At 61.6% G+C, this 20,797-nt stretch carries 13 protein-coding genes; 7 read left to right on the top strand and 6 right to left on the bottom strand.

The window, feature by feature from the left end:
• The first annotated feature begins 1 nt into the window (after position 1).
• The 4 genes from htpX (at position 2) to purH (ending at position 6,033) form a co-directional block, all read left to right on the top strand.
• On the top strand, positions 2-961 hold the full coding sequence (gene htpX, locus J2Z75_RS11035; RefSeq protein ID WP_209851900.1) for a zinc metalloprotease HtpX: 960 nt from the start codon (positions 2-4) through the stop codon (positions 959-961).
• Positions 961-2,376 carry an RsmB/NOP family class I SAM-dependent RNA methyltransferase gene (locus tag J2Z75_RS11030; protein ID WP_209851897.1) on the top strand — a complete coding sequence of 472 codons (1,416 nt, stop codon included), beginning with the start codon at positions 961-963 and terminating at the stop codon, positions 2,374-2,376. The genes htpX and J2Z75_RS11030 overlap by 1 nt, the downstream gene beginning before the upstream one ends.
• Before the next feature lie 231 nt (positions 2,377-2,607).
• Positions 2,608-4,293: a heparinase II/III family protein gene (locus tag J2Z75_RS11025; RefSeq protein WP_209851894.1), complete on the top strand. Its 1,686-nt coding sequence runs from the start codon at positions 2,608-2,610 to the stop codon at positions 4,291-4,293.
• 126 nt (positions 4,294-4,419) lie between these two features.
• Positions 4,420-6,033 carry a bifunctional phosphoribosylaminoimidazolecarboxamide formyltransferase/IMP cyclohydrolase gene (gene purH, locus J2Z75_RS11020; protein WP_209851891.1) on the top strand — a complete coding sequence of 538 codons (1,614 nt, stop codon included), beginning with the start codon at positions 4,420-4,422 and terminating at the stop codon, positions 6,031-6,033.
• Between the two features lie 98 nt (positions 6,034-6,131).
• Here purH and J2Z75_RS11015 read toward each other — a convergent pair whose 3' ends face one another.
• Both J2Z75_RS11015 and J2Z75_RS11010 read right to left on the bottom strand, forming a co-directional pair.
• Positions 6,132-7,523, bottom strand: a complete 1,392-nt coding sequence (locus J2Z75_RS11015; protein ID WP_327791252.1) for an MFS transporter — start codon at positions 7,521-7,523, stop codon at positions 6,132-6,134.
• 43 nt (positions 7,524-7,566) lie between these two features.
• Complete coding sequence (locus tag J2Z75_RS11010; RefSeq protein WP_209851888.1) at positions 7,567-12,354, bottom strand: NAD-glutamate dehydrogenase; 4,788 nt, start codon at positions 12,352-12,354, stop codon at positions 7,567-7,569.
• Between the two features lie 287 nt (positions 12,355-12,641).
• On the opposite strand from J2Z75_RS11010, the gene pdxY reads away from it, so the two are divergent.
• Both pdxY and J2Z75_RS11000 read left to right on the top strand, forming a co-directional pair.
• On the top strand, positions 12,642-13,517 hold the full coding sequence (gene pdxY, locus J2Z75_RS11005) for a pyridoxal kinase PdxY (RefSeq protein WP_209851885.1): 876 nt from the start codon (positions 12,642-12,644) through the stop codon (positions 13,515-13,517).
• Positions 13,518-13,735: 218 nt separating this feature from the next.
• The gene (locus J2Z75_RS11000; RefSeq protein ID WP_209851882.1) at positions 13,736-14,377 is read left to right on the top strand and encodes a carbonic anhydrase; all 642 of its coding nucleotides are present in this window, start codon (positions 13,736-13,738) and stop codon (positions 14,375-14,377) included.
• Positions 14,378-14,729: 352 nt separating this feature from the next.
• Here the strand turns inward: J2Z75_RS11000 and J2Z75_RS10995 are convergent, their stop codons facing one another.
• Complete coding sequence (locus tag J2Z75_RS10995) at positions 14,730-15,551, bottom strand: lytic murein transglycosylase (RefSeq protein ID WP_209851879.1); 822 nt, start codon at positions 15,549-15,551, stop codon at positions 14,730-14,732.
• A gap of 221 nt (positions 15,552-15,772) precedes the next feature.
• Positions 15,773-16,807, bottom strand: coding sequence for an aspartate-semialdehyde dehydrogenase (locus J2Z75_RS10990; protein ID WP_209851876.1), 1,035 nt, complete (start codon positions 16,805-16,807; stop codon positions 15,773-15,775).
• Between the two features lie 632 nt (positions 16,808-17,439).
• Between J2Z75_RS10990 and J2Z75_RS10985 the strand changes: the two genes are divergently transcribed.
• Positions 17,440-19,320: an MFS transporter gene (locus J2Z75_RS10985; protein ID WP_234937304.1), complete on the top strand. Its 1,881-nt coding sequence runs from the start codon at positions 17,440-17,442 to the stop codon at positions 19,318-19,320.
• A 202-nt stretch (positions 19,321-19,522) separates the two neighbouring features.
• Here the strand turns inward: J2Z75_RS10985 and J2Z75_RS10980 are convergent, their stop codons facing one another.
• Together J2Z75_RS10980 and J2Z75_RS10975 are read right to left on the bottom strand one after the other, a co-directional pair.
• On the bottom strand, positions 19,523-19,807 hold the full coding sequence (locus tag J2Z75_RS10980) for a hypothetical protein (protein WP_209851870.1): 285 nt from the start codon (positions 19,805-19,807) through the stop codon (positions 19,523-19,525).
• Positions 19,808-19,967: 160 nt separating this feature from the next.
• Positions 19,968-20,747: a phosphatase PAP2 family protein gene (locus J2Z75_RS10975; protein ID WP_209851868.1), complete on the bottom strand. Its 780-nt coding sequence runs from the start codon at positions 20,745-20,747 to the stop codon at positions 19,968-19,970.
• Positions 20,748-20,797: the final 50 nt, after the last annotated feature.

Genomic DNA, 20,797 nt, shown 5'->3' with positions numbered 1-20,797 from the left:
AATGAACCTGATGCGCACCGCCATGCTTCTGGCCTTCATGACCGCATTGTTCATGGCGGTCGGATTCCTGATCGGCGGCAAGGGCGGCATGATGATCGCGCTGGTCATCGCTGCCGGGATGAATTTCTTTTCCTACTGGAATTCCGACAGCATGGTGCTGCGCATGTACCGCGCCCAGGAGGTCGATGAGCGCAGCGCTCCTGAGTATTACGGCATTGTCCGCGATATGGCCAGGAATGCCGGACTGCCGATGCCGAAGGTCTATGTCATCGACAATCCGCAGCCGAATGCCTTTGCGACGGGCCGCAATCCTGAAAATGCCGCCGTTGCCGCTTCCACCGGGCTGCTGCAGGCTCTTTCCTATGACGAGGTCGCCGGCGTCATGGCGCATGAACTGGCGCATGTGCAAAACCGCGACACGCTGACCATGACCCTGACGGCGACGCTGGCCGGCGCCATCTCGATGCTTGGCAACTTCGCCTTCTTCTTCGGCGGCAACCGTGAAAACAACAATCCGCTCGGCTTCGTCGGCGTGATCGTGGCGATGATTGTCGCGCCGCTCGCAGCCGCCATCGTGCAGATGGCGATCAGCCGGACGCGGGAATATTCCGCCGACCGGCGCGGCGCCGAGATCTGTGGAAAGCCGCTGGCGCTGGCCTCGGCTCTCGCCAAGATATCGAATTTCGCCCATCAGGTGCCGAATGCCGAGGCGGAGCGCAATCCGGCCACCGCCCATATGTTCATCATCAATCCGCTGTCCGGCGAGCGCATGGATAACCTGTTTTCCACCCATCCGGCCACGGAAAACCGCATCGCCGCGTTGGAGCAGATGGCCCGCGAGATGCAGGCGGTCTCGACGCCGCCGGTCAGGGCTGATAATCCGGTGCGCAAATCGCGCTCCGTGCCGCCGACAGGCTGGGGTCGCGGTGGTTCGCAACCACCGAAAGGTCCCTGGTCGTAATGTCTGACGAAAACGAAACCGCTTCGCATCCGAAACGAAATAGCCGCCCTGCCCGTTCGCGTGGTCAAGGCCAGGACAATCCGGCCTTCGAGCGCAGCGACAAGCCCGGCATCCGTGCCCGGCAGGCGGCGGCCAAGATGCTGGCGGCCGTGGTCGATCGCAAGACGTCGCTTGACGGCATGCTGGATGCCGGCAATGGCAATCCCGTCTATCGCGAGCTGAATGAAGCGGATCGCGCTCTCGTTCGCGCGATATTGAACTCGGCATTGCGGCAATTGCCGCGCATCGAGGCAATGATCGGGTCCCTGCTGCAAAATCCGCTGCCGGAAGGCGCCCGCGCGCTTGATCACGTTCTGACGGTTGCCGCGGCGCAGATCCTCTACCTCGATATTCCCGATCATTCCGCCGTCGATCTCGCCGTCGAGCAGGCGCAGATCGATCCGCGCAACAAGCGCTTCGCCAGCCTCGTCAATGCCGTCCTTCGCCGCCTCTCCCGCGAAAAGCAGGATCTGCTCGAAACTGTCGGCAAAAAAATTCCGGCGATCCCCGCCTGGTTCCATAAGCGATTGGTCAGTTATTACGGTGCGGAGGAGGCGGCGCGCATCGCCGATGCCCTTTTGACGCCTGCGGCCATTGACCTGACCGTAAAATCGGATGCCGACGGCTGGGCGGAGCGCCTGAATGGTCGTCTGCTGCCGACCGGTTCCATCCGGCTCGCCGCGTTTTCCGGTGCGGTTCCAACGCTTGAAGGTTTCGAGGACGGCGAATGGTGGGTGCAGGATGCCGCCGCCGCCCTTCCCGCAAAGCTTTTCGGCTCCCTTACAGGCAAGCGCGTGGTCGATCTCTGCGCCGCACCGGGCGGGAAAACGGCGCAACTCATTCTGGCCGGTGCCAATGTTACCGCGCTGGACCAGTCGGCCAGCCGCCTGAAGCGCCTTCAGGGCAATCTCGCCCGCCTGGGGCTAGAAGCGGCCACGCAGGAAATCAACATGGCCGATTTCCGCACCGACGCGCTGTTCGATGCCGCCCTGCTCGACGCACCCTGCTCCTCGACCGGCACGATCCGCCGCCATCCGGATGTCCTGTGGACCAAGGGGCCGGAGGATATCGAGAAACTGGCCGTGCTGCAGGAAAAGCTGCTGCGCCATGCGCTGACCCTGGTCAAGCCGGGTGGTCTCGTCGTCTTTTCCAATTGCTCGCTCGACAAGCGGGAGGGTGAAGTCGTTACCGAACGCATTCTTGCCGAAGGCACTTGCGAACGCGTGGCAATCGATCCGGCCGATTGGCCGGGGCTTGAGGATGCCATCACTCCACTTGGCGAGTTCCGCACCACGCCGGCGATGATCCCGCCGCAGGATGGCTTTTCCGGCGGTCTTGACGGTTTCTATGCCGTTACCCTGCGCCGCAAGGCGTGATGCGCAACAATGTTCCCACAGCATATTCGGTCGTCAACAGGCAGATTTCGCGTAACAATTGACGCATTGAGGGCGTTTGCCTAAACAATAGAGACACGATCGATAAAAGTTTAACGACTTTTCAGGCATGATCGTGGTCCTGGTGGTATCTGGTACGGACTGCAGTCATTCCGGTTTTTCGATGCGGTATGAAGCCCGGTCCGGGAGTGGGGAGAGACACGGGCGTCGACGATGCAGATTTCAGACCGCCAAAGGCTTCTCTATCTGTATCTGCGCGAGGGTTGGCGCCGGTTCTCGCGCCGCCTTGCCTTGGGCCGCAATACGGCGTTCCGTTTCACCGGCACCACGCCCGATCGCCTGATCGTCGCACCGACGGATTTGCGTGCCGTCGATCCCTTCGTCGCACAGGAAATTCTTCAGGGCCGCTTTCCGCTCGCCGGCCGTGTGCTGGAAACGGAGGGCGAATCGCCCTTCGAGATGGATCTACCGTCGCAGGAATTCGGTGTGCGGCTGCATTCCTTCGGCTGGGTCCGCCACATGCGGTCGGTCAAGGAGGAAGAAGCCTTCGGGCAGCTGCGCCATATCGTCAACGACTGGATTGTCACGCATGGCCGCCATATCGGCGGTATTGCCTGGGAAGCGGACATCATCTCCCAGCGCCTGATTGCCTGGCTGTCGCATTCGCCGATCATCCTGCGCAATGCCGAACACGCTTTTTATCGCCGGTTCCTCAAAAGCCTGGCCTTTCAGGTCCGCTATCTCCGCCATGTCGCGGATACGACCTGCGACGGTGAAGCCCGGTTGCGGGCGCGCATTGCGCTTGCCATGGCGTCGGTCGCCATGCCGGCTTCCGAATCGACGATCCGCAAGGCCGCCCGCAATCTCGATCGGGAACTCGACCGGCAAATCCTGCCCGATGGCGGCCACAGCTCGCGCAATCCGCGCACCGGCCTGGAACTGCTGATCGATCTGCTGCCGCTGCGCCAGACCTATGTCAACCTCGGCCATGACGTGCCGGCCAGGCTCATACCCTGCATCGACCGGATGTATCCCGCGTTGCGGTTCTTTCGCCATCAGGGCGGCGAACTCGCGCTGTTCAATGGCGCCACCTCGACGCTTGCAAACGAGCTGATGGCCGTGCTGCGCTACGACGAGACCGCGGGCGCACCCTTCAAGGCTCTGCCGCATCTTCAGTACGAACGGCTGGCGCACAACAATGTCGTTGTCATCATCGACACAGGCAAACCGCTTTCGCCGGAATTGTCGCGAACGGCGCATGCCGGCTGCCTGTCGTTCGAGATGTCGTCCGGCCGGCACCGGTTCGTCATCAATTCCGGATCGCCAAAGTTTGCCGGCGAACGATTCCGCCAGCTGGCACGTCTGACGGCGGCGCATTCGACCGTGACGATCAACGATCGTTCGTCCTCGCGCCTGTCGCAGTCGCGATTCCTCGGCCCTATCGTCACTGGCGGTGTCTCGAAGGTCACGGTGCGCCGGGAAGAACGGGACGGCCAGCCGGACGCCGTGATCGCCAGTCACGACGGTTATATCCAGTCCGCCGGCCTGATCCATGAGCGCGATATCGGCATCAACGGCCAGGGCAATGCTGTGCGTGGCCGTGACCGGCTGTTCCAAGCTGATGGTACTGAGCCGCCGGAAACCAATACCGCCGTTGCCGTGGCGCGGTTTCATATCCATCCGTCGATCAACATCCGCCAGCACAGCCCGCACGAGGTTTACCTGACCGCGCCGGACAGCGAAACCTGGCTGTTCACCTGCCGCGACAGCGAAGTGGTGGTCGAGGAGGACATCTTTTTTGCCGACCCTTCGGGCGTGCGCAAGACCTCCCAGCTGACCGTGACCTTTGCTGCGGCCTCGCAGCCTGAAATCCAGTGGATTTTTTCACGCGAAGCATGACAATCGGCCGGGTAAAACGCTCTTCGCCATGACTCCGGTTTCTTCACGCGGAAAGCTGTGTTAACGGCAGGCGGACATTTGCCGGAAGACCCTCCCGATATCCGGCGCCTACCAAGGAGCTTGATGATGGCTGTCGCCTCCAAGAAAATTCCCGCCCCGGATCAGGTCGCTGTCCGCACCGCCCTGCTCTCGGTTTCCGACAAGACCGGCATCGTCGATCTGGCGCGCGCGCTGCATCAGAAGGGCGTTCACCTGGTGTCGACCGGCGGCACCCACAAGGCGCTCGCGGATGCCGGCCTGCCCGTCACCGATGTTTCGGAGATCACCGGCTTTCCGGAAGTCATGGACGGCCGGGTCAAGACCCTGCATCCGGGCGTCCATGGGGGCCTTCTGGCGATCCGCGACGATGAGGACCATGTCCAGGCGATGACGACGCATGGCATCACCGGTATCGATCTGGCCGTCATCAATCTCTATCCGTTCGAGGATGTCCGGGCCAAGGGCGGCGATTATCCGACAACGGTCGAAAACATCGATATCGGCGGCCCGGCGATGATCCGCGCCTCGGCCAAGAACCACGCCTATGTCACCGTCATCACCGACGCATCCGACTATACGGCACTGCTGGCCGAGCTTGGCACGGGAGCTGCGACCTCCTTTGCCTTCCGCCAGAAGATGGCCGCCAAGGCCTATGCCCGCACCGCTGCCTATGACACGGCCATTTCCGGCTGGTTCGCCGAAGTCCTGGATACGCCGATGCCGCTCCACCGCACCATCGGCGGCGTGCTGAAGGAAGAGATGCGCTACGGCGAAAATCCGCATCAGAAAGCCGGATTCTATATCACCGGCGAAAATCGCCCGGGCGTGGCGACTGCAACCCTTTTGCAGGGCAAGCAGCTCTCCTACAACAATATCAACGATACCGATGCCGCCTTCGAGCTCGTTGCCGAGTTCCCGGCCGAAAAATCACCGGCTGTCGCCATCATCAAGCACGCCAACCCTTGCGGTGTGGCCACCGGTTCTACCCTGCTCGAGGCCTATGAGCGGGCGCTCGCCTGCGATTCCACGTCGGCCTTCGGCGGCATTATCGCCCTCAACCAGGAGCTTGACGGCGCAACGGCGGAAGAGATCGTCAAGCTGTTCACCGAGGTCATCATCGCCCCGTCGGTCAGCGACGTCGCCAAGGTCGTCATCGCCGGCAAGCCCAATCTGCGCCTGCTGGTCACCGGCGCCCTGCCCGATCCGCGCGTGCCGGGCCTGACCGCCAAGACGGTCGCCGGCGGCCTGCTGGTGCAGACCCGCGACAATGGCATGGTCGAGGATCTGGAACTGAAGGTCGTCACCAAGCGCGCGCCGACGCCCCAGGAGCTGGAAGACATGAAGTTCGCCTTCAAGGTGGCGAAACACGTCAAGTCCAATGCCGTCGTCTATGCCAAGGACGGCCAGACCGTCGGCATCGGCGCCGGCCAGATGAGCCGCGTCGATTCCGCCCGTATCGCCGGCCTGAAGGCTGAAGAGGCTGCCAGAGCCCTTGGCCTGCCCGCGCCGCTGACGCAGGGCTCCGCGGTTGCTTCCGAGGCCTTCCTGCCGTTTGCCGACGGCCTGCTGTCGATGATATCAGCCGGCGCCACCGCCGTCATCCAGCCGGGCGGCTCGATGCGCGACCCGGAAGTCATCGCCGCTGCCGATGCGGCAGGCGTTGCCATGGTGTTTACGGGGATGCGGCATTTCCGGCACTGATTTGGATGGTCGGGATTGACCCGACCATCCATCAGTCACCGGAAGATGGATCCTCGGGTCCAGACCGAGAATGACAAAGTGGCTGGTGCCAACGCTGCTCAGGAAACCCTGTTCGCCGGATAAGGAGTCCTAAGCAGGATCAGTAGTCCCACCGCCAGGAACACGACCAGTGCCATCATGCCGATGCGGGCCGAGCCCGTCATCAAGGTGACGGTGGCAACGGATGCGGGTGCCAGAAACGTTGTCGCCCGTCCGGACAGCGCGTAGATGCCGAAATAGCGCCCCGCTTCATCGGCACTGACGCTGCGGGCCAGATAGGAACGCGACGACGCCTGGACGGGGCCGAAGGCGATGCCGACGAGCAAACCGAAAACGATATAGGCCTTTTCCGCCGCTGTGCCGAAAAGGCCTCCGGCATTGGTGGTCGGGAGCTGCAGCAATCCGAACAGCGTATAGCCCGGTCCTGTCGAGACGATGCCGAGCGTTGCGATGGTCAGGCAGATCAGGCTGGCGGTGACGATCACCTTCGAGCCGAGTTTTGCGTCGAGCCGGCTGGCATAGAGGCAGCCGCCGATGGCCACGACATTGAGAATGATGCCGTAGACGCCAAGCTCGACCGTCTGCCAGGCGAACATGCTGGCTGCGAACGTGCCGCCAAGCGCCAGCAGGCCGTTGACGCCGTCCTGAAAGATCATCCGCGCCACCAGAAATCGCAGGATGCCCGAGCGGTGCCGCAATTCTCCGATCGTGTGCCGCAGCTCGGTAATTCCGGCGCGCACGGCGGTCGCGGCCGGCATGGCCGCCTTGTGCGCGTCCGGCGTGAACAGGAACATCGGCAGGATGAAGACCAGATACCAGACGGCCGAGATCGGCCCGGTGATGCGGGCGTCGGCACCGGTTGCCGGATCGAGACCGAACAGCGGCGCCATCCCGAGAATTGTTTTGCCGGATTCCGGATTGCCGGCCAAAAGTGCCACGACGGCGATCAGGACGATCATGCCGCCGAGATAGCCGAGCCCCCAGGCCATGTTGGAGATCCGGCCGATCTGGCTTTCACTGACCAGCCGCGGCATCATCGAATCGTTGAAAACGATGGAAAATTCCGCCGCGATCGACGCCAGGATGATGAAGATGAACGGGTAGATTAGCGACGAACCGGGCACTGCAAACCACAGAAGCGCCAGCGAGATAATCTTGATGACGGCAAAGAAGGCGATCCACGGCTTGCGCGCCCCGGTCTGGTCGGCGATCGAGCCGAGCACCGGCGACAGAACCGCGATGACGATGCCGGAGATGGTCAGCGTATAGCCCCACATCGCCTGCCCGTGCGCCGGGTCGTCGGTGAGCCGGGAAACGAAATACGGGCCGAAGATAAAGGTGATGATCACCGTGAAGAAAGGCTGGGCCGCCCAGTCGAACAGCATCCAGCCGCCAAGACCGGCGCGCGATACCTTTGGCTCGTCGCCAGCCCCTGCCGTGATGCTGCTCACCTGATTCTCCACTGCCTGTCCGCCCCGTTCGGGGCAAACAGTGTCACCTCGCCCTGTTCTGCGCAAGATCGCTCAGGAGGCCCGCGGCGACGGTGATCTTGGCGAGCGTCGTCTCGCCCTTCTCGGTCAACTGGGTCAGCTGGTCGGTGACGCGGGAAATCCGGCTGCGGTCGCTGTCCTGCCAGGCACCGACCGGATTGCGCTCGTCCTTGTTGTCGGTGAGTACCGCGATGGTGATGTCCTTGCGCGCGGTCGCGATGTCGTTGATGCTACGCGAGAGGGCCATCGCCTCGTATTGCTCGGTTGCCGAAACGCGCTCGGCCGCCGCCAGCAGCCGGGCGATCCGCAGGTTCTGCGTCACGCCGAAATAGCTCTGCGCCGTGCGTGCCAGCGTCACGCCGGTATCGGCGGCGATCTGGATGATTTCCGGCACGAAGGTCATCACGGCGAGAGCGGCGATCTCCTCGGCAAGCGCCGGCGGTACGCCGCGCTCGATGAAATAGGCAGCCCTTTGCTTCACTTCCGCCGTGGCGTCCTCCGGAATCGAGCTCTGGAGGGTGGATTTCAGTTTCTGCAATGCTTCACGCAGCCGTTCGATCGCCTCGCCGAGCGGCGCTTGCATCGCCTTTGTCCTGAGTGTCCGTTCGGTGACGATGGCGAAGATGCGCGACGCCTCATGATAGAGTTCGTTCTGTACCGCGCCGCTGATAACGTTGTCGAGCGCATCGATCTCGCCATAGATACGCTTCAGGTCGTAGCCGTCGCGGGTCAGCACCGCGGCTTTCACCACGTCAGCGGGCATGAAGCCCGTCTGGTCGATCAGCGAGCTGACAAAGGGAGGTCCGCCGCGATTGATGACGTCGTTGGCCAGCACCGTCGCGATGATTTCGCGTCGCAGCCGGTGTTCGTTGATGTCGCTGGCGTGCGCCTTGTGCATCTTCGCCGGGAAATAATCCCGCAATGTGGTCAGCAGATAGGGATCATCCGGCAGGTCGCTGGCGATGATCTCGTCGAACAGCACGATCTTGGCATAGGAGAGCAGCACGCCGATCTCGGCGCGCGTCAGCGCCTTGCCGCTCTGGTAGCGTTCGCTGAGCGTCACGTCGTTCGGCAGCACCTCCACCTTGCGGTTGAGATGCCCGTCCGCTTCCAGCCGGGTCATGAGCCGGGCAAGGGGCGTCCGGTTGCCGGCGCCCAGCATTTCGGTGAGCGAGATGGAGAGAGACTGTTCGTAATTGTTCCTGAGAACCAGCGCTGCGACTTCATCTGTCATCGAAGCGAGCAGCGTGTTGCGCTTGGCCCGTGTCAGGCGGTTGTCGCGCATGGCGGAGGCAAGCGCGATCTTGATATTGACCTCGAAGTCGGACGAGTTGACGCCCGCCGAGTTGTCGATGGCATCCGAATTGCAGCGCCCGCCCTTCAGCCCGAAGCCGATACGGCCGCGCTGGGTGACGCCGAGATTGGCGCCCTCGCCGATCACCTTGGCGCCGACCTCGTCGGCGGTGATGCGGATCGGGTCGTTGGCGCGGTCGCCGACCTCAGCGTCCGTTTCGTTCGGGCCGCGCACATAGGTGCCGATGCCACCGAACCAGAGCAGGTCGACCGGGCTTTTCAGGATCGCGGTCATGATCTCGAACGGCGTCGCCTGGCTTTTCTCAAGCCCGATCGCCGCCATTGCCTGCCGCGTCAGCGTCACGGATTTCTCCGTGCGCGGAATGATCATGCCGCCCTTGGACAATGTGGTGCGATCGTAGTCCTGCCAGCTGGAACGCGGCAGGTTGAACATGCGCTTGCGCTCGGCGAAGGATTTTTCGATATCCGGGTCAGGATCGATGATGATGTCGCGATGGTCGAAGGCGGCGATCAGCCGGATTTTTTCCGACAGCAGCATGCCGTTGCCGAAGACGTCGCCTGACATGTCGCCGACACCGGCGACGCTGAACGGTGTCGTCTGGATGTCGATGTCCATCTCGCGGAAATGCCGCTTGACGGTTTCCCAGGCGCCACGCGCGGTGATGCCCATCTTCTTGTGGTCGTAGCCGGCCGAGCCGCCGGAGGCAAAGGCATCGTCCAGCCAGAAGCCGGCTTCCTGTGCCAGGCCGTTGGCAGTGTCGGAGAAGGTCGCGGTGCCCTTGTCGGCGGCGACGACGAAATAGGGATCGTCGCCATCGAGCCTCAGCGTGTCGGCCGGCGGCACCACGTCCTGGCCGACGATATTGTCGGTGATCGACAAAAGCGTGCGGATATAGGTCTTGTAGGCCTCGGTGCCGGCCTTGAAGATCTCGTCGCGTGTGCCGCCCACTGGCAGCTGCTTCGGAAAGAAGCCGCCCTTGGCGCCGACCGGCACGATGACGGCGTTCTTGACCTGCTGCGCCTTGACGAGGCCGAGTACCTCGGTGCGATAGTCCTGCGACCGGTCCGACCAGCGAAGTCCGCCGCGCGCCACCTTGCCGAAGCGCAGGTGCACGCCCTCGACCTGTGTGCCATAGACGAAGATTTCGCGGAAGGGCCGCGGTTCTGGCAGTCCGTCGAGGATTTTCGGATCGAGCTTGAAAGCCAGCATGGGTTTCGGATTGCCGCTGGCATCGCGCTGGAAATAGTTGGTGCGCAGCGTCGCCTGTACGGCGTTGACGTAGCGGCGCAGGATCTGGTCCTCGTCGAGGCTTGGAACATCGTTCAAAGCCTGCTCGATCGCCGCCCCGATCGCCGTCGTGCGCTTCGTTTTCGGCTTGTCCTCAAGCGTCGGGTCCATCCGGGTAACGAAAAGCTTGAAGATATCGGCAGCGATCGCCGGATACTTGTTCAGCGTCTCGGCGAGATAGCCTTGCGAATAGGTGATGCCGGTCTGGCGCAGGTAGCGCGCATAGGCGCGCAGCACCGTCACCTCGCGGGCAGTCAGGCCGGCAAGCAGGATCAGGCGGTTGAAGCTGTCGTCCTCGATCAGGCCGTTCCAGGCGGCGAGATAGGCTTCCTCGAGCATCGGCCCGGTCTTGTCGAGATTGAGCACATGCCCGTCGCGGTGGATGAGTTCCATGTCGTGCAGGACGACAAGGCGCTGTCCGCCCGCGGCATCCGTCACAGCGATATCATGCGTCTGCTCGCTGATCACCCGGAAGCCGAGGTTTTCAAGCAGCGGCACGCGGTGCGACAACGAAACCGGCTCGCCAGCGTGGAAAATCTTCAGCTCCAGCGATTGCGGACCCTTGCCGCGCTTCTGGTAGAAGGCAATGCGGATCGGATCGCCGGGAGAGCAGGCGGCAATGTCGGCCAGATCGGCATAGGCCTCGGCCGGCGTGAACGCCGCCTGATAGGCTTCATTGACGGTGATCCCGACACCATCGTGGCGGGCGAGCAGGTTGAACCGGTCGATCCAGCGGGTGACGATATCGCGAACGGCGTCTTCCAGTTTCGCTTGTGGCACGCGTGGCGTCTTGCCGCCGGAGCGGCCGATGATGAAATGTACGCGCGCCAGGCCGCCTTCCGGAAAAGCCGGGTAATAGGCCGAGACGCGGCCGTCATAGATGGTTTTCAGGTAGGTGCCGATCTTCTCGCGTACATCGGAATCATATTGCTCGCGTGGCACATAGACGATGGCGGAGACGAAACGATCGAAATGATCGATGCGCGGCAAGACCCGGATTCGCGGCCGGTCGGCCAGCTCGTTGATCTGTTCGCAGAAGCTCGCCAGAAGGCTCACATCGATCTGGAACAGGTCGTCGCGCGGATAGGATTCCAGCGTGTTGGTCAGCATCTTGCCGGAATGGCTCTGCGGATCGAAACCGAAATGATCGACGATCTTCTCCACCTTGAAGCGCAGCAGCGGAATTTCCGCTGCCGGCCGGGTATAGGCGCTCGATGTGAACAGCCCGACGATGCGCAGCTCGCCGGTGACGCTGCCTGCCTCATCGAACCGCTTGATGCCGATATAATCCATATAGGCGCGGCGATGCACGACGGATTTGACGTTCGCCTTGGTGACGATGAGGAGGTCGGGCCCGTTGAGGAAGGCGAGGATCTCCGGCGTCGTCAGCACCGCATCCTTGCCCTGGCGCAGCACACGCACGTCGGGATTGGAGAGAATGCCGAGACCGCGGCCCTCGCCGCGTTCGACCACGGCGTCCTCACCCTTGCCGGAATAGGTGTATTCGCGCATGCCGAGGAAGGTGAAATTGTTGGCGCGCAGCCAGCGCAGGAAGGCCAGCGCCTCGTCGCGGTCGCCCTTCTTGCGGCTGGGTGCGTGGTTTTCCAGCTCGCTCATCGCCTGGTCGAGCAGCACCGTCATCTGGCTCCAGTCGCCGACGGCCTGGTGAACCTGGGAAAGCACGTTGCCGACCCGTTGCTTCAGGTCTTCTGCTTCCGCGCTGGTGAGCCTGGCCAGATGAATCTGGATATGGCTGATCCGTGTCGCGGGGTCGCTTTTTTCTTCCGGGTCGAAAATCTTGGCGGGCTTGCCGCGCTCGAGAACCAGAATGGGATGCACGGCGAGATGGATGTCGCGATGCGTGCTGGTGACCTCGCCCATGATCGAATCGTACAGAAACGGCATGTTGCGGTCGGTCACGGACAGGATAGACACGTCGTTATCATTCGGCGCGATGCCGTCGACGGTTTCAACCGTGATCACCGGCCGGTCGCTTTCGCTGCGGCTGATTTCCTTCAGCGCGTGGGCGGCGGTCAGTGCCAGCATTTCCGGCGTATATTCGTCGAGATCGTCATGGCTGGCACGGCGGAAGAGGATTTCCGGCAAGAGCGTTTTCAACCCAAGCGCCTTGGCGGCTTCGCTCACCGCTTCGAAATGCCGGTCCTTTTTCGGATTGTATTTGGTGCCCATGACTGTCTCTCCCCGCAATCACCAATTTGGCCGAACCTAGCAGAAGAATGGTTGTTGGCGATTGTTTTTGTGGCTGTTTTTCGTTTGGTTCGATCAAATTCGGAATGGATTCATGAAATTTTCGGCGAAAATCGTCCGATTTTGGAATTAAATCGGTTGTATGTGCATATTCGGCCCTGCTTATCGATCGGGCGATAAAACGCACTTTTTCCTGTTTTGGCAGCCACAGTTGACAGCGGCATGACTGTAGGGCGATCTGGGCATGTCGAAACAGCGGAAAATCATCCATGTCCGAGCCTGCACCCGGCGCCGTCATCGTCATTTCAAGCCATGTGATTCGCGGTTCCGTCGGCAATCGTGCCGCGGTCTTTGCGCTTGAGACGCTGGGTTATCCGGTCTGGGCCGTGCCCACGGTCATCCTCCCCTGGCATCCGGGCCACGGTCCATCGACGCGTGTCACGATCGGCGAAGACGATTTCAACAGCCTCATCGACGATCTCATCCGCGCGCCGTGGACGGGCGAGGTCCGCGCGGTTCTCTCCGGCTATCTCGGCGCGGCTTATCAGGCGGAAGGTGTTGCGCGGCTGGTCGAGGCGTTGCGGGAGAAGAACCCGGACCTCTTCTATGCCTGCGATCCGGTGATGGGCGATGTCGGCGGCCTCTATGTGCCGGAGGCGACGGCGATCGCGATGCGCGACAGGCTTCTGCCGCTTGCCTCGCTCGCCACGCCGAACCGGTTCGAGCTCTCCTGGCTCTGCGGCGCCGAGCTCGACACCAACGCCGCCATTCTCGAGGCCGCCCTGTCGCTCGGTCCGGCGCGCATGCTCGTCACATCGGCAATCCCGATGATGCACGGCAGCACCGGCAATCTCTATCTGTCCGGCAACCACGCGCTGCTCGCCGAACATCGTCTGATCGACAACCCGCCCAACGGCACCGGCGATCTTCTGGCGGCGCTGTTTGTCGCGCGGCTTCTGGAAGGGCTGAACGAGGAGCGGGCTTTGCAACTGGCAACGGCCAGCGTCTTTGAGATCATCGCCCGCACGGGCAAGCGCGGCGCCGACGAACTGACGTTGGAACGCGACGCTTCCAGCCTTGCGACGCCGATGGCGCTGGTTCAGATGCGCCGATTGATGCATCCAAGCCAGAAGCGACGGTCCTGATCCTCGTGCTGCAACGCACATCCCTCTTGCCACCCCCTGCCCTGAGCGAATAAACCGGTCTGGCCTACACGAAATGATACGGAGATTTCACGGATGTCACCGGCGGCGCGGGCTGCCGGAAATTTGCATGTGCGCGGCGCACAAAGGCTGTATGCCGTGAGCGGCGGCCATGCAATGTACATCTTCATTGTCTTAAATAGTCGGAGTGATCCAGCACCATGCAGCGTTTCCCGAACCATCTGCTGAACGGCTACAACAACTTCATGAGCGGCCGCTTCAACGAACAGCAGCAGCGTTACAAGGCCCTGGCGGAGACCGGGCAACAGCCTCAAACCCTTGTCGTTGCCTGTTGTGACAGCCGTGCCGCCCCGGAAACCATCTTCGACAGCGGTCCTGGAGAGCTTTTCGTCGTCCGCAACGTCGCCAACATGGTACCGCCCTACGAGCCGGACGGGCAGTATCATTCGACATCGGCCGCGCTCGAATTCGCGGTCCAGGTGCTGAAGGTGCGCGATATCGTCGTCATGGGGCACGGCCGCTGCGGTGGCATCAAGGCGGCGCTCGATCTCGATGCCGAACCGCTGTCGCCAGGCGATTTCATCGGCCGCTGGATGCATCTGCTGAAGCCCGCCGCCGAGCAGATCCAGAGCAACGACATCATGACGGCCGCGGAACGCCAGCGGGCGCTGGAGCGCGTGTCGATCCGCAATTCCATCGCCAACCTGCGCACGTTCCCCTGCGTCCAGATCCTCGAGCAGCGCGGCAAACTGCAGCTGCACGGCGCCTGGTTCGACATCTCGACCGGCGAGCTTTGGGTGATGGACGCCAAGACCGGCGATTTCGTCCGTCCGGGGATGTAATTTTTCCCGGGAGTGATTTTGGGGCTCATTGGCGATTGGCCGGTGGAATGTGATCGGCGGTTAAAGCCACCCAATACCTCAAGTGCCCTTTTGCCCCGGCGTCTCCCCACACTCCGTCATCCTCGGGCTTGACCCGAGGATCCGATCACGTCGAGGTGGAAACCACGGTGAGCGCATCGACCTCTGGGGCCTTTGAGCTATTGTCGCGCCGCTGATGGATCCTCGGGTCAAGCCCGAGGATGACGGGAGCAAGAGGTCGGCGCATTGTTCCAAGATTCGCCTCATCAAAGCGCAAAAAATCCGCAGCCCGTTTCCGGACTGCGGATGAATGCACCCCGACAATACGGCCGTATCAGCCGCCGTCGATCTCGGCGCCGATGATGGCGATCGCCTGCTGGTAGACGCTGGCTGCATTCCAGCCCTGGATCGCACCGAAATTGCCCGAGCCAGGCTGATAACCGCCGCCGGCACTCCAGCCGTGGCCGCGCAGGAAGTTGGCGGTCGAGGCAAGCGCATCGGCCTTGGAGCGGACCATGTCGATATGGCCGTTGCCGTCGCCATCGACGCCGAATTTCAGCACGTTGGCTGGCAGGAACTGCGTCTGGCCGATTTCGCCATGGGCCGCACCGCGCGCATCGGGGCTCAGGTCGCCGCGCTGGACGAGGTTGAGCGCGGCATAGAGCTGATCGGTGAAATAGGCGGAACGGCGGCAGTCAAAGGCCAGCGTCGAAACGGCGGACAACGTGTGTTCCTTGCCCATGAAGCCGCCGAAGCCGGTTTCCATGCCCCAGATTGCGATGATCGGGCCGGCCGGAACGCCGTAGCGGCTTTCGATCGAGTTGAAGAGAGCGGCGTTCTGCGCCTTCATCTTCTTGCCGCGCGAAATGATCGCCTGGCCGCCGCGCTTCTGCATGAACTGGTTCAGCGAAAGCTTGAAGCTCTTCTGGCCGCGATCGGCGCGGATCGTCGCCTTGTTATAGCCGACATTGGCGAAGGCCTTGTTGAGCACGGACGGGCTGATGCCGCGGCCCGCGGCTTCGCCCTTGAAATCCTCGACCCAGGCTTCGAAGCCCGCGGAGGTGTTGCCACATTGTGCTGCCGATGCGACGGAAGGCAAAATAGCCGCCGCCATGATTGCCGTGAAACCTGCCAGTACGCACTTCGCCTTGTGCATGAAAAAACCCCGTGATCGCCCGAATCCAAAATAACTGTCCGCAAAATGCCAGTCTTTGCGGGTTCTGTCACGATGTTACCACAGCATTCGGGAGACGTGTTTCACGTGAATCCTCCCAAATGAAGTGCAGTATCGTCGCAGATCGCTCTTATGAAGAAGCCCCGCATACCGTTCAACGGATCATGCGGGGCTTTTATTGCTTAAAACTTTATATTTCCTGATCAGGCGGCCTGCTTCTTCGCCTTGATCAGTCCGCGATTGACGAGAAGCTCGGCAATCTGGATGGCGTTGAGCGCCGCGCCCTTGCGCAGGTTGTCGGAAACGACCCAGATGTTGAGGCCGTTCTCGACGGTCGCGTCCTCGCGGATGCGCGAGATGTAGGTCGCGTCTTCGCCGGCACTTTCGTAAGGCGTGATGTAGCCGCCGTTCTCATGCTTGTCGATGACGAGGCAACCCGGAGCTTCACGCAGGATATCGCGGGCCTGATCGGCGGAAATCTCGTTTTCGAATTCGATGTTGATCGCTTCCGAATGGCCGATGAAGACCGGAACGCGCACGGCCGTGCAGGTCAGCTTGATCTTCGGATCGAGGATCTTCTTGGTTTCGGCCATCACCTTCCACTCTTCCTTCGTGTAGCCGTCTTCCATGAACACATCGATGTGCGGGATGACGTTGAAGGCGATGCGCTTGGTGAACTTCTTGCTCTCCATCGGATCGGCGACGAAGACGGCGCGGGTCTGGTTGAACAGCTCGTCCATGCCGTCCTTGCCGGCGCCGGACACCGACTGGTAGGTGGCGACGACGACGCGCTTGATCTTGGCGAAGTCATGCAGCGGCTTCAGCGCAACGACGAGCTGGGCGGTCGAGCAATTCGGGTTGGCGATGATGTTGCGGCGTGTGAACATCGAGATCGCATCCGGGTTCACTTCCGGAACGATCAGCGGCACATCCTGATCGTAGCGCCAGGCGGACGAGTTATCGATGACGACGCAGCCTTGCGCGCCGATCTTCGGCGACCACTTCAGCGATACGGCGCCGCCGGCCGACATCAGGCAGATATCGGTATCGGAGAAATCGTAATTCTCGAGGTTCTTTACCTTCAGCGTCTTGTCGCCGAAGGAGACTTCGGTGCCCTGCGAGCGGGCGGAGGCGAGTGCCACGACCTCGTCGGCCGGGAAGCCGCGCTCGGAAAGGATGTTGAGCATTTCGCGTCCGACATTTCCGGTCGCGCCTGCGATAGCAATCTTGAAACCCATTGTCTTTGCTCTCTTTCTGTCTCTCCGCGGGGCTTTGGGGAGAAACCCGCCGGCCAAAGGCGCGGGCTTCAGGTCCCCGGCCTAACCGGGGAGAGAGCGGTGGCCAGAGACGTCAGACGGTTTTCGTCGTCGTTTTGGCCGTTGTTTTGGAAAAAATCGAGAAAGAACGAACCCGCCCGGCATTAAATGCCGGGGCGATCAGCGCAGCGATGGAATAACCAAAACGGTGCATGGCGCGGTTCCTTTTCCGCTGCTGCTCATACGCGGTTTTGGCGCGAAGTCAACAGGGATGGATTGCGGGAGCCGTCTTGCGCCATACGCGGATGTTTGCGGAGAGGTCACAACGCGAAGGTTTGCTGAGGGCGTTATCACCATCGCGGCAAGAGCAAATGGCTCTGGCCACGGTGGATCAGAATAATGCTTGCCGCATGAGACTTTTGTCTTACGACCAATCGTGGGCTTGGCACGTCGCGCACGTAAACTACTCTGCCCCGTCTACGTGGAGGAAAATGCGCCTTTGTGGAGCGGTTGCCCCGTCATTGGCACGTATGGGGCCGCCCGCAAGGTCGGCGAACAAGGAGGAGGCATAAATGGCAATAGCAGAAGTGAACGTTGGGGATCGCTCGCGCCCCATGACGGGAGAGGAGCGGAAGGTCATCATGGCCTCGTCCGCCGGAACCATCTTCGAGTGGTACGACTTTTATCTATACGGTTCGCTCGCCGCTATCATCGGCGCGCAGTTTTTCACCGCCTTTCCGGAAGCCACCCGCAACGTCTTCGCGCTTCTGGCTTTCGCGGCGGGCTTCCTCGTCCGTCCTTTCGGCGCGCTGGTCTTCGGTGCGCTGGGCGATCTGATCGGCCGCAAATACACCTTCCTGATGACCATCATGATCATGGGTCTTTCGACCTTTCTCGTTGGTCTTCTGCCGGGTTACGCTAGCTGGGGTGCTGCGGCGCCGATCATCCTGATCATCCTGCGCATGTTGCAGGGTCTGGCACTCGGCGGCGAATACGGTGGTGCGGCGGTCTATGTGGCGGAACACGCCCCCGCCAACCAGCGCGGCTATTTCACTGCCTTCATCCAGACGACGGCAACCCTTGGCCTTCTCTTGTCCCTGATCGTCATTCTGTCGGTGCAAGGCTATGTCAACGGCAACTGGGCTCCTACAGCGGTGCTCGATGCGGCCGGTGCCATTGTGATGAACCCCGACGGTACGGAAAAGATGATCAAGGCCTTCGACCTGTGGGGCTGGCGTATTCCATTCCTCGCTTCAATCGGCCTGTTGCTCATTTCGCTATACATCCGCCTGCAGATGAACGAATCCCCGGCCTTCAAGAAGATGAAGGAAGAGGGTGCCGCTTCCAAGGCGCCGCTGCGCGAAGCTTTTGGTCCTGGCCGCAATGCTCTTGTGCTGCTCATCGTCCCGATCCTGTTCGTCGGGGCTATCATGACCGGCACGCTGAACTCTTCGATCGCAATGATCCTCGGTATCGCTTTTGCCGTCATTGCCGTCATCTGGGGCTGGCGCAACGCCAAGATCGCAACCATCGCCCTGCTCGGCCTCGTCGCCGGCCAGGCCGTGGTCTGGTATTCCGGCCAGTTCTACGCGCTGTTCTTCATGCAGAACGTCATCAAGGTCGACAGCTTCACCGCCAACGTTCTGGTGGCGTGGTCGCTGATCCTCGGCACCGGCGGCTTCCTGTTCTTCGGAGCGCTGTCGGACCGTATCGGTCGCAAGCCGATCATTCTCGCAGGGTGCCTGATCGCAGCACTGACCTACAACTTCGTCTTCCCGCTGCTTACCCGCACGGCAAATCCGGCACTCTATGTGGCACACCAGACCCCGGTTACGGTCACCGCATCGCCGGAAGACTGCTCGTTCCAGTTCAACCCGACAGGAACCCAAAAGTTCACCTCGTCCTGCGATATCGCAAAAGCGACGCTTGCCCGCACGTCGGTGAACTATACCACGGTTGAAGACCCGGCGGCGACCGTCGCACAGGTCAAGGTCGGCGAAACGGTCATCGCATCCTATGACTCCGCAACACTGACCGGCGACGATCTCAAGACAACCACCGCCGCCTTCAACAAGGGGGTCAACGACGCGCTGACCGCAGCGGGCTATCCGCTGTCGGCAGACGCCAACACCACCGTGGCCCGTGCGCAGAACTTCTTCGATATCTTCACCGGCCAGAAGATCACGATCGTTTTGATCCTGACCTATCTGATCTTGCTCGTGACGATGGTCTACGGCCCGATCGCCGCCATGCTGGTCGAACTGTTCCCGACCCGCATTCGCTACTCCGGCCTGTCGCTGCCTTACCACATCGGCAACGGCTGGTTCGGCGGCCTGATGCCGGCAACAGCCTTCGCCATCTCGGCGCAGACCGGCAACGTCTATGGCGGCCTCTGGTACCCGATCATCATCGCGGCGGCGACGGTTGTTATTGGTATCCTGTTTGTACCGGGCGATACGCACAAAAAAGACATCTTCGCGGATGACGCGAAGTAGTGTCGCGCAGGCTGGCCTTCGGGCCAGCCTGCTATTTTTCGATTGTTTCCCAAACCGAGAGCAATTTTAAAAACACGCCGCCGCGGCGTGTTTTTTAGGTTTCGTATCCGTGTCGTACGAAAGAGTGGCCGCACTTCTTTGCGCATCCCGATCCAGGGGAATGGCATGCTTTCTTGCGACGCATGGTCAAGGGCAGTCTTTTCTACTGACGCACCTTCGTCCATATCGCCCAGCCAGAGACAAGGCAGCCAAGGATAATGGCATTCGAGACGACCCCATAGGCAATCGCGGTGAGCCGGGCTTCGTTGTCAGTCGTGACATTTGCCCCCGTTGTCAGCGGCAACAGGATCGCCACGAAGACAACACCAAGACCCAGCGGCATTGCAAGGCCCATCGCTGCGCGTGTCCGCAAAGCGGTCAGGAACAGGAACAAAATCAATCCTATGCGGAACGGATCTGTGAGCTGAGAGACAAGTGTTTCCAACATTTTAGATCCTCTGTTTGCAGTCGGATCCATGGTTCCACAAAGAATGGGCGTGAGCAAGCGGCCGAAGGGTTCATGAGGCGCCTTCTTCGATACACCCGGTTCACAGTGCCCTGAAATAAAATGGTGCTATCACCAGGAGAACCAGCGCCAGGCCGTTTTTTCATGCGCGGTCGGTGGATAGGGTTCCGTCTGCTTGCGGTTCTCGCGGGGCGGGCGGATATCGCGTTTCCGGCCAGCCGGCGGCATTGATGGTGAAGAGAATGCCGTAGCGGGCGAACTGCGCGGCGACAGCCAGCGCGAACCAGGCGCCGAGCGCCAGCCCGGCGATGACATCGCTCGGATAGTGCGCGCCAACGATCACGCGCGCCAGACCGATCCAGATGCCGGCAACCAGCAACGGCGCGCGCAGCGACGGCAGCAGCAAAGCCAGGCCGACGAAAAGTGCTGCTGCGGTTGTTGCATGGCCGGAAGGAAAGCTTTCGTAGGCGGCGTTGTTTGAAAACGGCGAAAAGCTGAAAATTCCTTCATGGTCGAAGAATTGCGGCCGGGCACGGCCGATCGCCCGCTTCAGGAGATTGGCGGCAAGACCGGACAAGGCGACCGTGACGAAGATATAGGCCGCCGCCGCCGTCAGCAGCTGGGCTGCCGGAGGGCCTTTGCCCGATGCGTTTTCCCTCAGCTTCGCCAGACCCGCGAGGAATATGTAGCCCGCAATAAGCAGGATCCAGCCGGATTTACCGACATGGGTGAAGGTTCGCCCGAATTCGATCGCCAGCAACGGAAAACGCCCGGCCGCCGCGGCAACGCAGGTATCGAAAAGCACGAGCGCGATGAAGACGAGGTTCACGCAGCAGAAAAGATAAAGCGGATTGATCACGGCCAGGCACCGGGTCTCCGGTAATTTCGGCGCGATCCCGCAGACCGCGAGCAATGTGTCCATGACCCCGATACGCCCCCGCACCATGCCTTGCTGTCATCGTGATCTATCCC

It is taken from the genome of Rhizobium herbae (genome assembly GCF_017873135.1).
In the GTDB taxonomy this organism is placed as follows: domain Bacteria; phylum Pseudomonadota; class Alphaproteobacteria; order Rhizobiales; family Rhizobiaceae; genus Pararhizobium; species Pararhizobium herbae.
The sequence above is the reverse complement of the archived record's forward strand: the minus strand, read 5'-3'. Positions and strand labels throughout refer to the sequence as shown.

Excerpts from the sequence above, each read along its gene's own strand:
- J2Z75_RS10995 (WP_209851879.1), bottom strand. The coding sequence starts at position 15,551 with ATGCACAAGGCGAAGTGCGTACTGGCAGGTTTCACGGCAATCATGGCG.
- J2Z75_RS10980 (WP_209851870.1), bottom strand. The coding sequence starts at position 19,807 with ATGTTGGAAACACTTGTCTCTCAGCTCACAGATCCGTTCCGCATAGGA.
- purH (WP_209851891.1), top strand. The coding sequence starts at position 4,420 with ATGGCTGTCGCCTCCAAGAAAATTCCCGCCCCGGATCAGGTCGCTGTC.
- J2Z75_RS11030 (WP_209851897.1), top strand. The coding sequence starts at position 961 with ATGTCTGACGAAAACGAAACCGCTTCGCATCCGAAACGAAATAGCCGC.
- J2Z75_RS10975 (WP_209851868.1), bottom strand. The coding sequence starts at position 20,747 with ATGGACACATTGCTCGCGGTCTGCGGGATCGCGCCGAAATTACCGGAG.
- J2Z75_RS10985 (WP_234937304.1), top strand. The coding sequence starts at position 17,440 with ATGACGGGAGAGGAGCGGAAGGTCATCATGGCCTCGTCCGCCGGAACC.
- J2Z75_RS11025 (WP_209851894.1), top strand. The coding sequence starts at position 2,608 with ATGCAGATTTCAGACCGCCAAAGGCTTCTCTATCTGTATCTGCGCGAG.
- J2Z75_RS11000 (WP_209851882.1), top strand. The coding sequence starts at position 13,736 with ATGCAGCGTTTCCCGAACCATCTGCTGAACGGCTACAACAACTTCATG.
- htpX (WP_209851900.1), top strand. The coding sequence starts at position 2 with ATGAACCTGATGCGCACCGCCATGCTTCTGGCCTTCATGACCGCATTG.
- J2Z75_RS10990 (WP_209851876.1), bottom strand. The coding sequence starts at position 16,807 with ATGGGTTTCAAGATTGCTATCGCAGGCGCGACCGGAAATGTCGGACGC.
- pdxY (WP_209851885.1), top strand. The coding sequence starts at position 12,642 with ATGTCCGAGCCTGCACCCGGCGCCGTCATCGTCATTTCAAGCCATGTG.
- J2Z75_RS11010 (WP_209851888.1), bottom strand. The coding sequence starts at position 12,354 with ATGGGCACCAAATACAATCCGAAAAAGGACCGGCATTTCGAAGCGGTG.